The organism is Sterolibacterium denitrificans, from assembly GCF_900174485.1.
Taxonomy (GTDB): Bacteria; Pseudomonadota; Gammaproteobacteria; order Burkholderiales; family Rhodocyclaceae; genus Sterolibacterium; species Sterolibacterium denitrificans.
The window spans coordinates 1,976,455-1,988,575 of the sequence record NZ_LT837803.1 but is presented as its reverse complement, the minus strand read 5'-3'; the positions used below and the strand labels follow the sequence as shown (position 1 = coordinate 1,988,575).

Genomic DNA, 12,121 nt, shown 5'->3' with positions numbered 1-12,121 from the left:
GGAGTTCAGGCTTCAGGCTCAGAGTCCCTGCTTCAGGCTGGCTTCGATGAAAGGGTCGAGATCGCCATCGAGCACTTTCTGGGTATTGGAGATTTCCACGTTCGTGCGCAGATCCTTGATGCGGCTCTGGTCGAGCACGTAGGAACGGATCTGGTGGCCCCAGCCGACATCGGTCTTGCCGGCTTCCAGCTTGTCGGCCTCGGCCTGGCGGCGGCGCAGTTCGAGTTCATACAGGCGCGACTTCAGCATGGCCATCGCTTCGGCCTTGTTGCGATGCTGGGAACGGTCGTTCTGGCACTGCACGACGATACCGCTGGGCACGTGGGTGATGCGCACGGCCGAATCGGTCTTGTTGATGTGCTGGCCGCCCGCGCCGGAGGCGCGGTAGGTATCGATGCGCAGATCGGCCGGGTTCACCTCGACTTCGATGGAGTCGTCGATTTCCGGATAGACGAAGAGGCTGGCAAAAGAGGTATGACGTCCGCCCGATGAATCGAACGGACTCTTGCGCACCAGGCGATGCACCCCGGTTTCGGTGCGCAGGAAGCCATAGGCATATTCGCCATCGACCTTGATCGAGGCGCTGCGGATGCCGGCCACGTCGCCTTCGGTTTCTTCCAGCACTTCGGTCTTGTAGCCTTTACGCTCGCAATAGCGCAGGTATTGGCGCAGCAGCATGCTGGCCCAGTCGCAGGCTTCGGTGCCGCCGGCGCCGGCCTGGATGTCGATGAAGCAACTGTTCGGATCGAGCGGGTTGGCGAACATGCGGCGGAATTCGAGATCCGCCACCATGGTTTCCATGACCTCGATGTCGGCGACGACGCTGACCAGGGTTTCCTCGTCGTCCTCGCTGCGAGCCAGCTCGAACAGGTCGCTGGCATCCCTGAGCTGGGTTTCCAGACGGCGCAGCGTCAGCACCACGCCTTCGAGCGCCTTTTTCTCCTTGCCCAGCGCCTGGGCGTGGGCCGCATCATCCCAAACCTTGGGATCTTCCAGCGCCTGGTTCAGTTCTTCGAGCTTCTCTGCCTTGGCAGCGTAGTCAAAGATACCTCCGCAGTTCGTCGCCACGGCTGGCGAGGTCGGCGAGGTGGTTTTCGATGGCGTTGAGGCGTTCGGCTTCCATGAGGTTTTGGTCCGGCAGATGAAACGGGGATTATACCGTGCCGCTTGCCGGATACCTCGCCTGCACTTTCTGCATAGACATGGCGGAAAGCGCAGACGTGAAGCTGGCGCAGGCAGCCTGGCCAGCGCATCGCCAGAACCGCAAAACAGCAAAACCATTTTATGGCGGCATTCCCTTGAACGATGCCTCCGGCCAAGCGTTTGTCTGGCCGCATCCCGCATGGGGCAGAACGTGCAAATCTTCTGAAACTCCTGGAAAGTAAATTAGAATTAGTCTATATAGTAGTAGGGACTTTATTTAACTTTTTATATAGACCAAAGGAGAGTGACATGAAATTGAAGACGACTGCACTGGCCACGGCATTGATCGTGGCAGGCATGGCTTGGGGCGCGAATCTGCGCGACGAGCCGATTCAGCCCATCGCGGCGGCCAAGGTGACCAATCCGGCAATGGTCGAACTGGGCAAGAAGCTGTTTTTCGATCCCCGCTTGTCGCGCTCGGGCTTCATCTCGTGCAACTCCTGCCACAACCTGTCGATGGGCGGCAGCGACAATCTGAAGACTTCGGTAGGCGACAAATGGCAGCAAGGGCCGATCAACTCGCCGACGGTGCTGAACTCCAGCCTGGCCCTGGCGCAGTTCTGGGATGGCCGCGCGGCCGACCTCAGGGAGCAGGCCGGCGGTCCGATCGCCAATCCGGCTGAAATGGCGTTCACCCACGATCTGGCGGTCGGCACCTTGCGCACGATTCCCGGTTATGTCGCCGAATTCAAGTCCGTGTTCGGTTCGGCCGACATCAGCATCGAGAAGGTGACCCAGGCGATTGCCGCCTTCGAGGAAACCCTGGTGACGCCCAATTCACCGTTCGACCAGTGGCTGAAGGGAGACGACAAGGCGCTGACCAAGCAGGAGCTGGCCGGTTACAAATTGTTCAGGGACAGCGGCTGCGTGGCTTGCCACAACGGTCCGGCCGCCGGCGGCACGTCCTTCCAGAAAATGGGCCTGTTCGAACCCTACCAGACCAAGAATCCGGCGAAAGGCCGCGCGGCCGTCACCGGCCAGGATGAGGATCGCATGAACTTCAAGGTGCCGACCCTGCGCAATGTCGAGCTGACCTATCCCTACTTCCACGACGGCGAGGCCGCCACGCTGGAAGCGGCGGTGGACATCATGGGGCGCTTGCAACTGGGACGCAAATACAGCCAGGCTGAAATTGCCGACATCGTGGCTTTCCTCAAGACCCTCACCGGCGACCAGCCCACGTTCGTCATGCCCTTGCTGCCGCCGTCCTCCAGCGCCACGCCCAAGCCCGATCCTTGGGCAAAGTGAGCCGCTGCGATGTTCAGCCATGGCTTGCATGCATGGCCTGAACGGATGAACAAGCCCGGCGCCAGGCAATCCTGCCATGGCGCCGGGTTTGTCGTTTACAAAATTGAACTGACCCCTCCGATTTGTTTTTCCCTTCTGGCCGACTGCCGGAGGGGATGTCTTCAGAACAGCGTCTCCCGGAAGCGCTCGCGGCCGTCGAACAGCATTGCCAGGATGCCGGCCTTGCCGCGTTCATCGATGGCGACCCGGATCGAGACTTTCTCGCCGTCGCTCGGCCGCTCGACCTGCCGGCCAGTGCTTTCCTGCACGTAATACTGCTCGATGCCGTAGCGCACCTGCAGCGTACGCTGCTTGATCGACTTGTTGGTCGCGCGATCCCACCAGCTTTCGCTGAGATGCCGCACCTCGCCCTTCAGCGCCAGCAGGCCGGGCGCGATGGCGCTGCGTTCGTGGTGCACGGAGACGGCCTGCGCACCTTCGGGATCGGGCCGCAATGCGACCCACACCGTGTCGTACCGCTTGAAATCCTTGTCGCCGCCGAGTGCGCCTTCGCCGTCGAGATGCAGGCGGCTGATCCTGTAGTTGAGGCGCGCGTAGTCACCCATGAACAGCGAGCGCGGATCGACGGGCTCGGTCTGCAGGACGACCGGCGTGCCGGTATTCAGCGTCCATTGCTTGTCGGCGATCATCGCCGCCAGCGCGGCGAGCTGCACGGCCACCAGCAGCGATATCTTCAGCCAGAGATTCATGACGGCCTCCTCCCGGCGAGATCGCGCAATAGCGTGCGGCGCCGGTGTTCGAGCCAGCCGCCGCCGGCCAGCAGCAGGATGCCGCCGGCCATGAAGAACAGGGAACGGTCCATCAGCGTCCAGAAGGTGTCGAAATAGCGCGCCAGCACCCACACGGAAAAGCCGGTAAAGGCGTAATTCACCATCTGGCGGTCGCCGCGGCGCATGCCGAGGTCGCCGATCCAGTAGAGGATGCCGAGAAACAGCGCATTCCAGAGCAGCGCCGGCCCGCTGCCGCTGCGCGGCACGGCAATTTCGATCAGCAGCAGCGCGGCGAAGGCGACGGCCAGGGCAATACCGATGCGCAGGCGTTCGGGTGCCAGTTCGCTGGCCCGCACCAGGCGCGCGATACCGTAAGCATAGATTGCGCCGACACCGACGAAGGCCATCAGCCATGGCAGCGGATCGCCTGCCGGTGCGCCGGCAGGGCCGTGCGCGGCGAGGCGCGGAAAGGTGAAGGCGAAGGCGCCGACCAGCGCAACGAGCAGGAAGTCGGCACGCACGGCGCGCGCGAACGGATGTTCGCTGGCCTGCGCCAGCGCCCAGCCGCCGGCGAGGCCGAGGATCTGCAAGATGAACAGGCGGACGTGCGCATGCGTTTCCCAGTGGATACCGGTGTCGAACCACGGCTGGGCGTGCCAGCCGAGCAGCCAGAGGATCAGCAGGATGCCCCAGGCGCGCGCGGCGAGGCTCCAGCCATGGCGCAGCAGCGGCCAGGCGGCGAGCGCCAGATACCCGAGCAGCGGCCAGTTCATCCCGCGATAGTCGAATTGCTCGTACCACGTCCACAACGCCGCCAGCGCGAGCGAGGCCAGCAGCGCCGGCTGCGAGGCGAACAGCAGTGCCGTCAGCAGGCCGCCGGCGGCCCACAGCGCGATGCCGTCCGGGAAATGCGCATCGATGTTGTAGATCTGGCCGATCAGCATGATCGCTGCGCCGAAGAACAGCACCGAGAGCAGCGCCATGCCCTGCGCCAGCTTCGGCAGCGCGCCGCGGCTCAGGCAGAAGCCGTGGCCGAGGTGGCTGGCCGTCAGGGCGAGGGCGACGAGCAGCAGCTTCGCGAGTTTGCCGATTTCGTTCCAGTGCGCGGCGAACCAGGTGATGACGCCGAGTCCGAGCAGGACGGCGCCGATCAGCGCCAGCGCCGACGCCCACATCGGCGCCGTCTCCCGGGCGGCCAGATCGGCGAGGATGGCCGGACCGCCCTCGGCGCTGACCCAGCCTTCCTTCTGCCAGTGTGGCAACTCCTGCGCCAGGCGTTTGGCAAAGTGTCGTTCGTTCATCGTGCTCCCTTCATGTATCCCGGTGACTCGTCTAAAGCGGGCATGATGACATCATGACGCCCAGTGCTGCAAGGAGTTTGCCGTGAGGTAGCCGCCAACAAAACCCCGCTGCCCGCGGCAGGCCGCGATGCAGCGAAGCAAGAAAGAAGCAAAAAGGGGCCCAGCTCCCATGACGCTACCTCATGGTTGGATGGGTTGGGCGTCACTTAAGCCTCCGAATGACAAAGGCGTTTTCAGCCTTGGCAAATCCCACGGCTGGGTAGTACGACATGGCACCAGGAGCCGAGAGCAGGATGATGGACACCTCATCGCCGACAGCGGTTTGCACTCGCCTTATGAGTTCCTTACCGATACCGTGGCTCTGAAACGCTTTATCGACCGCCAGGTCGGACAGGTAGCAGCAATAGCTGTAGTCAGTGAGTGCGCGGCACACGCCGACTAGAACTTCGTTCGCCCATGCGGAAATGACCAAATTCGATGCGGCAAACATCCGGGCGATGCGTGGGATGTCGTCCGTCGGACGCGTGATGCCCGAGGAGTTGAACACGCGAGCGATGTCAGTGGGGTTCAGCGGGAAATTGTGACGGTATTCGATCATCATTCGTGGAAAGGCGTGATTCTGCGGGAAAACCGGGCCTGGCCCTTTGCTGTTCTTAGGCCGCAGCACGAAGCGACGTCGACTTGAATGAATTGTTGGCCTTCAAAGCCACCGTCTGACGTCCGACAAGTAGGCGGCATACGCATCCCCAAATTTCGCAAGCAAGGCTCGCTCCTCGGGAATGATCTGAAACCTGATGATGTAAACGAAGAACGCCAGTATGGACAGCGGCGCAAGAGGATTCCGCAAATGTATGCACCACGCGAGCAGCAGCAGCGCCATGCCGAGGTACATGGGATTGCGCGTGAAGCGATACGGGCCTGTACGGACGACGCTGTTGGAGCGACCAGGTGCCAGCGGATTGACGGTGGTGCGCGCCATGCGAAACGCAATCAACCCCCAAAGATCAATACCGACGCCAAGCGCAGCGACAAGCACAACGAGAACATACCGGAAATGCCACTCAAGCGTCAGTTGCGGTGTGTGTGACGCAAGAAACCAGGCAAGCGCTGCGCAGGCGAGTCCCACGACAGGCGGTGGAATTTTGTGATCGAGTAAGGGCATGGTTATTGATGGCTAATGAATGAAAGGGCGTTTCAGCATGGAAGCCCGCTCTGGATTGTGATATTGCCAAACACGTTTTCAGATTTGAGGGTACTCGATGCCACATGGATGACCCGAAAAGCCAGGATTTTGCAGCGCGCATTCCGAAATGCCGGCCTGGCAGGAAAAGGACAAGAAAAGGTGGCTATTTAATCTAAGTCGTTGATTAAATTATCCTGCCGAGGCAGAGTCAACCCGAATCAAGCACCGCTAACTGGATTGACTATGCATGAATAAGCTGTGACACTTGCCGGCTTTCAGGCCTCTTAGATATCCACTTCCCATGGGTGCACTGCAAAAGACGATCTGGAAACTCTGGTATCCCTTCGTGACCCGTCGGTTGCAGGGCGAGGATGTATTGTTTCTCAACTATGCGTTCGAGACCGATCCGCCATTGGGCATACCGCTGTCGGCGGCCGACGAACCGAATCGTACCTGCATCCAGTTGTATCACCATGTCGCCAGCCAGGCTGAATGGCGCGGCAAGCAGGTGCTGGAAGTCAGTTGCGGCCATGGCGGCGGGGCCTCCTATCTCGCCCGCACTTTCGGGCCGGCCCGCTATACCGCGCTCGACCTGAACCCCGCCGGTATTGCCTTTTGCAATAAACGCCATCAGGTGGCCGGCCTCGGCTTCCTGCAGGGCGATGCCGAAAATCTGCCATTCACGGACGCCGAATACGATCTCGTCATGAATGTCGAAGCCTCGCACTGCTATCCCGATTTCGCGCGCTTCCTTGACGAAGTCGCGCGGGTCTTGCGCCCGGGCGGCTATTTTCTATATGCCGATTTCCGTTTCCATCACGACATCGCCAAATGGGAAGCGCAACTCGCCGCCTGTCCGCTCAAGTTGGTCAAGTCGGAGGTCATCGATCAAGCCGTGCTGCGCGGCATGGAACTGAATTCGGCGCGCTACCTGGCCTTGCTCAACAAGACCCTGCCCAGGCCGCTACGCGGCATCGGCCGGGAATTCGCCGGGCTGGAAGGCTCGCTCGTTCACCGGGCGCTGCTCAATGGCGGCATGAGCTACCGCTCGTATTGCTTTCTCAAGGAGTAGCCTTGCCTGCTGGGCGCCTCAGAACTGCCAGAACTATGTCTAAAAGGCCCCAGATAACGACGCCTACCAAGTCATGGATGGTTTTTGCGTCTAACGCTGGAATGAGTTGTTAGGCTGATGGGTATATTGCGTCATGCTAGTTTGACTTTTGTAGTCTGTATAACGCATAAAGTGTAGCGGGGGCAAGAAAGAAGACGATGCCAAACTGTACAAAGAGTAGCTGTACCCCAGACAGGATACCTAGCCAGAGTGCAATTATGTAAGAGCATCTGTTTTGTGGGGATTTTTGCTGGATATCCAGTATCAAGAACGACCAAAGATAAAACAATGATACTAGACCTACTGGCGCAGAAAAGAACATTAATACAACTACAAGGGCTTCCCCGCGAAGGTCAAGGATGAAATTGCCGAGGGTGTTTCGTTGTCTTTCTCCTGAAGCGCGCAGCGCTTCACTGATGTAGATGTTGAATTGTTCGTGCCGTTGAATCTCGCCCGCAGGGCGCACACTGGCCGTATCGGTGTTGCTGCTCCGGTTTCGCAGGAACTGCGCATGCTGTGGGTGCAAGGTTCGCGACGGCGACACTACAAACGGTCATTGACGCGACTTTCTTGCCGCAGACCCTGATGAAAGACGCACGCCGGGGGCTCCATTCGTTAGTCGAGGATATCCTGCACGTAGGCAGACTCCTTGAATTAATCGAGCATTCCCCAGCGCAGGTCTTGAACCTGTTCCCATCAACGCAGCCATCCCACGTCACTTGGCACAACACCTTCAGCCATCGATCCCGGCGGGCACTATGCCCCCGCCGCAGCCTCCTGGCCGTACAACCGGAAATCGTCCCCGCGCCGCAATACCGCCCAGGCCAACCGCGCGTTCTTCGCCGCCATCGCCACCACGGCCTTCCAGTAACCACGCCGCCCTTCCACATCCCTCGTCCAGCGGCTGATGGCGTCTTCCTTCTTCCTGCCACTTTGCAGGACGGAACGGGCGCCCAGGATCAGCAAGGTACGCAGGTAACGATCCCCGGCCTTGGTGATCCTGCCAAGCCGTTGCTTGCCTCCGGAACTGTATTGCCCCGGCACCATCCCCAGCCAGGCGGCGAACTGCCGCCCGCTGGCGAAATCATGACCATTGCCCACCGTGGCCACCAAGGCGCTGGCCGTGGTCGGGCCGATGCCGGACAGTTGCATCAGGCGCCGGGCATCGGCGTTGGCCTTGGCGCACCCGGCGATATGCCGGTCGTATTCCGCAATACGCGCGTCCAGCCGTTCCAGGTCGGTGATCGCATCGGCGACGACGATGTTGCAGGAGCCGGGCAGGTCTTCGAGCAGATGGACCAGTTCGCGGCGCACGGTGTCGGCCTTTTGCGCCAGCACGATGCCGATCTCCGCAAGCAGGCCGCGCACGCGGTTGATGAGCGCCGTGCGCTGCTCGACGTAGCCTTGCCGGGCACGATGCAGGAACAGTTCGCTTTGCTGCTCGATGGTTTTTACGGGCACAAAGCGCATGGCCGGACGTGCCACCGCTTCGCAGATCGCCGCCGCGTCGGCGGCATCGTTCTTGCCGCGCTTGCCGGACATGCGATACGGCGCGACAAACTTTGGCGCGATCAGCCGCACATCATGGCCTTGCCGAGTCATCTCACGTGCCCAGTGGTGCGCACCGGAACAGGCTTCCATGCCAATCAGGCACGGCGCCAGACTGGCGGTCACCTCCAGCAGCTTGACCCGTTTCACCGCCGGACGTTGCAATACCACCTTGCCGGCGCCATCCACGCCGTGCAGTGCGAATATGTTCTTGGCAAGATCAATGCCGAGCGTTACGATTTCCATGATTTCCTCTCCCGAGTCGAGTTGATGAGCGTTGTCAGAAACCCCATCTTGGCACTTCGTTGCCGTTCCCGTGCATTTCCCGCACGGCCGGCTCGGGACGGGGAAGTCCCTTTCATTCGTCAGGGCGGGCTGAGTTTGTAAATTCTTTAAGGCCGTAATTTCCTACAATGAAATTCATAATGCCGGCTATCCAGAAAGGTAGTGCAAACACTATCAGCGGCACCAATAGCAAAGATATTGGAAGAACGGTAAGAGCTAGTAAGCTGATAGGAATCATGCGCCTGCGAAACATAGTATGTCTGACGCCTAAATTAAGCCGCGTTGCAAAGCGGCGTCGGCTTAAATGAATTGTTGTGTGCTCATGTGTCGTGAAGAAAGTTAAAGGGGCCTGGCTCGATTTTCTATTTTGGTTGACAGAAATTATTTGACCCTGGCCCCTTTTAATTTTTTCATTAAGGCGTCCAACGTTGCGGTAACCGGTGCTGCGCGACTTCATCGCGCAGCGTCTAGTGACCGAATGGAGCGAGGTTGACCTCGGGATTGGACCTCGCGGATTCACAAAGTGTGAGTGGCATTGACCGCTCAGCGGGAAAGGGCCGATTTGGCAACAATAATGATAGGGACGAGAGCGACGGTAAGCATGACTGCTGTGTTGAACCAAGTGGAGAGATAGTCTTTTTTGTAGCCACCAATCTTGATAAAAAACACCAGAAGAATAATTGGCATAAAGAAAGCCATAAATCCAACAAAGCCAAAAACGGAAGCAACTGGTGGTGAGAGCTTTGCTGAAAGCCCAATGGCCAAATAGATGACGCTACTAAAAATTAAGATGAATCCTTCGCGTGTTCTAAACAAAGCGTTTGATAAATGATCTCGCATTGGGATGTTCCTTCAGGGTTCCTGTATTGGTTGCTGCACGGTGAGGTATCTTAGGGCTGTGTGTATGGCTAGGCCGCTGCAAGATCGACTTTTGACATTGGTATGGCGCTCTCCATGATGATCGCTAACGCAACGTCCTGAGGAAGCGCCTCTCTTCCCGCATCAAGCGCCTCCTGAATTGCGATCCCAAACATGAAGGGCCATTCCGTCGGTTGTTTGCAAAACATCTTGGCTACAGGAAATAGCGCCGGCCATAGCGCCTTTAGGTAGTTAATTGGTGTATCGCTTGTGACACGTCCTTCCGGAAGTCGGGGAATGCCAAAGGCGTCAGTTCCTACCGTTTCGGTTACATGAGTGAAAATGCTGTTGATATCTGGCAGTGATTTGCAACCATTGTGCTGTGCGGCCCCTGCCGCGAGCCCCCAGACCGAATACTGTGATTCGGCTAATGCTTGGTTCAACAGATCGCCAAAGAAATAGCTTTTCCCATTTGCTCCGCCAACAGTGATTAGCGTAGCCGTCTCGGGCAACCCCTTTGCAAGGGCTTGAGCGCGCAGATTGGCTTGACACGAATAACCAGCAAGCGCTCCTAGTGCGCATAGCAATGACTCAACGTGGACGCCACGCTCATTTTTCATCGCGCGCAGGAGCTGTTGAAAGACTTCTTTTCCACCGAGCTTTGCACCTATAAAGGGATCAGTTTTTCGCTTTTCTTCAATTGCACGCATGAGTGCTTCAGTCGCCGCGTCTAGCTGTGGTTCAGGCGGACGGTCCATCTGTTGCTGCTGTGAGCCAGTAAGTTTGGAAAGCAGGGACTTGAACACGATAAATCTCCAGGAGGAAAACTACGAGGCCCAATGTTTAGTCCACACCGTCCCCAGTGCAGACTTCATTTATGAAAAGTGTATAAAAAATAACTTCAAATTTCAACCATCTATTTTCTAAACACCTGTGAATTCAATCACACCACCCACGCCACAAGCCTCACCCAAACTGCTCAACCGGCTCCGCGACTGGCTACGTTTGAAGCACTACAGCATACGCCCCGAGACGCAGTACATCCAGCAGGTATGACGTTTTATCATATTCCATGACAAACGGCATCCACGCGCGAAGGTCGCTCGGGCGGTCGAGTTTTTGACGTATCTGGCGGTCGAAGGAAATGTGGTGGCGGGTGGTACTAGAATTGCCGCTTACGCTCTCCGCAGCTCTCCACAATCCACGCACTCGCTTCACCAGAGGGACACATCATGCAGGCGCGCGCGCTTGATCAGCCCTATCGTTCGGCAAGCATCCGGTTTATCAATGCGGCTGGCCATTTTCTGGAACGCTGCAATCTGCCGCCGGCCCGGCTGACGAAGCAAGCCTTGCTGGCCAAGGCGATCAAGCGGGCCGGTTGTCGGGATTTCGGCGATTCCGGTTTTCACCAGGGGCTGGATCGTCTGCTGGAGTCGCTGGAACACGAAGCCGAACTGACGCCGCTGGGGCGCCTGATGGCGCAGGAGGAAATCGTCGGTCGGCTGACTTCGCGCCTCAGGTTGATCGATTGGCGCAAGCGGCATCCACGGGTGGCTGATGAGGAAATCCGCCAGCCATTGTTCATCCTCGGCCTGCCGCGCACGGGGACGACGATCCTGCATGCGCTGCTCGATGTCGATCCGGCCAATCGTTCTCCGCTGTTCTGGGAGCTGGAGCACCCGGTGCCACCCGCAACGCCGGAGCGCTGGACCAGCGATCCGCGCATCAGGAAAGTCGAGCGGAGTCTCGCCCACTTCGAGAAGCTTTGTCCGGGCATCCAGGCCGTGCATGTCATGGAGGCGCGGCTGCAGCAGGAATGCGTCGCCATCCTGGCCATGGACATGCGTGCCGAGCAGTTCTACACCCTGTACAACGTGCCGTCCTACGCGAAGTGGCTGCTCGACGAGCCGAAGACGTTTTCCCTGCAGTTTCATCGACAGACATTGCAGCATCTGCAGTCCGGCGGCGTAGCGGGCGAACGCTGGCTGCTCAAGTCGCCGGGCCATCTGCATCTGATCCGCAATCTGCTGGCGGTCTACCCCGATGCGAACATCATCCATACGCATCGCGATCCGGTCACGGTATGCACTTCCATCAGCAGCTTGACGGCAATGCTGCGCGGGGTCGGTTCGGATGCCATCGATCTGCGGCAGATCGGCCGGCAGCAGGTGGAAATCTGGAGTGAAATGCTGGCGCGCGCCGTGGCGCAGCGCAGGCAACTGGCCGACGAAGGGCGCGGCGGACAGTGCTTCGATCTGCACATGAAGGAGATCGTGGCCGATCCGCTGGCCGCAGTCGAGCGCATTTACGCGCATTTCGGCTACGAACTGAAACCCTCGGTGAAGGCCGCCATGGCGCAGTTCATGCGGGACAACCCGCGCGACAAGCATGGCACGCACAGCTACCGCCCGGAAGACTTCGGCATCGACCGGCAACGCGACGGCGCGCGTTTCAGGGAATATTGCGAGTATTTCGGCGTTGATTGTGGGTGCTGAGTCTGGCTTTGCTTTTTCCTTTTCCTGTGACCCTGCTGTATGCACATATCTTTGGCGCAAGAGCGAGAGGGTTTGCGCACGACGATTTCGACATCTTGGCCAAGTCGGTTCCAGCACTC

The 12,121-nt window shown here is 59.0% G+C and carries 11 protein-coding genes; 3 read left to right on the top strand and 8 right to left on the bottom strand.

Annotation, left to right across the window (positions count from 1 at the left end):
- Positions 1 to 18: 18 nt before the first annotated feature.
- Positions 19 to 1,123, bottom strand: a protein-coding gene (gene prfB / locus SDENCHOL_RS08965) for a peptide chain release factor 2 (RefSeq protein WP_154716921.1) whose coding sequence is annotated in 2 segments (ribosomal slippage) — positions 19 to 1,041 and positions 1,043 to 1,123 — 1,104 coding nt in all. Because the reading frame shifts where the segments join, the coding sequence is not laid out codon by codon here.
- 329 nt (positions 1,124 to 1,452) lie between these two features.
- Here prfB and SDENCHOL_RS08960 point away from each other — a divergent pair.
- On the top strand, positions 1,453 to 2,451 hold the full coding sequence (locus SDENCHOL_RS08960; RefSeq protein ID WP_154716920.1) for a cytochrome-c peroxidase: 999 nt from the start codon (positions 1,453 to 1,455) through the stop codon (positions 2,449 to 2,451).
- 161 nt (positions 2,452 to 2,612) lie between these two features.
- Here the strand turns inward: SDENCHOL_RS08960 and SDENCHOL_RS14220 are convergent, their stop codons facing one another.
- The 4 genes from SDENCHOL_RS14220 to SDENCHOL_RS08940 form a co-directional block, all read right to left on the bottom strand.
- Entirely contained in the window at positions 2,613 to 3,200 is a 588-nt protein-coding gene (locus SDENCHOL_RS14220; protein WP_172955047.1) for a GDYXXLXY domain-containing protein, read from the bottom strand.
- Positions 3,197 to 4,522 (bottom strand): DUF2157 domain-containing protein, encoded by a 1,326-nt coding sequence (locus tag SDENCHOL_RS08950; protein WP_154716918.1) that lies wholly within the window; start codon positions 4,520 to 4,522, stop codon positions 3,197 to 3,199. The genes SDENCHOL_RS14220 and SDENCHOL_RS08950 overlap by 4 nt, the downstream gene beginning before the upstream one ends.
- A 202-nt stretch (positions 4,523 to 4,724) precedes the next feature.
- The gene (locus tag SDENCHOL_RS08945; protein WP_231912953.1) at positions 4,725 to 5,123 is read right to left on the bottom strand and encodes a GNAT family N-acetyltransferase; all 399 of its coding nucleotides are present in this window, start codon (positions 5,121 to 5,123) and stop codon (positions 4,725 to 4,727) included.
- A 99-nt stretch (positions 5,124 to 5,222) separates the two neighbouring features.
- Entirely contained in the window at positions 5,223 to 5,684 is a 462-nt protein-coding gene (locus SDENCHOL_RS08940) for a methyltransferase family protein (RefSeq protein WP_154716917.1), read from the bottom strand.
- 322 nt (positions 5,685 to 6,006) lie between these two features.
- On the opposite strand from SDENCHOL_RS08940, the gene SDENCHOL_RS08935 reads away from it, so the two are divergent.
- Positions 6,007 to 6,777 (top strand): phthiotriol/phenolphthiotriol dimycocerosates methyltransferase, encoded by a 771-nt coding sequence (locus SDENCHOL_RS08935; protein ID WP_154716916.1) that lies wholly within the window; start codon positions 6,007 to 6,009, stop codon positions 6,775 to 6,777.
- A gap of 795 nt (positions 6,778 to 7,572) precedes the next feature.
- Here SDENCHOL_RS08935 and SDENCHOL_RS08930 read toward each other — a convergent pair.
- The 3 genes from SDENCHOL_RS08930 to SDENCHOL_RS08915 all read right to left on the bottom strand — a co-directional run bounded on the left by SDENCHOL_RS08930 (position 7,573) and on the right by SDENCHOL_RS08915 (position 10,313).
- Complete coding sequence (locus SDENCHOL_RS08930; protein ID WP_154715863.1) at positions 7,573 to 8,610, bottom strand: IS110 family transposase; 1,038 nt, start codon at positions 8,608 to 8,610, stop codon at positions 7,573 to 7,575.
- Positions 8,611 to 9,192: 582 nt separating this feature from the next.
- A complete protein-coding gene (locus tag SDENCHOL_RS08920; RefSeq protein WP_154716914.1) occupies positions 9,193 to 9,489 on the bottom strand; it encodes a hypothetical protein in 297 nt (98 codons plus the stop codon).
- Positions 9,490 to 9,557: 68 nt separating this feature from the next.
- Positions 9,558 to 10,313, bottom strand: coding sequence for a hypothetical protein (locus tag SDENCHOL_RS08915; protein WP_154716913.1), 756 nt, complete (start codon positions 10,311 to 10,313; stop codon positions 9,558 to 9,560).
- A 426-nt stretch (positions 10,314 to 10,739) separates the two neighbouring features.
- On the opposite strand from SDENCHOL_RS08915, the gene SDENCHOL_RS08910 reads away from it, so the two are divergent.
- A complete protein-coding gene (locus SDENCHOL_RS08910) occupies positions 10,740 to 12,002 on the top strand; it encodes a sulfotransferase family protein (RefSeq protein WP_154716912.1) in 1,263 nt (420 codons plus the stop codon).
- Positions 12,003 to 12,121: the final 119 nt, after the last annotated feature.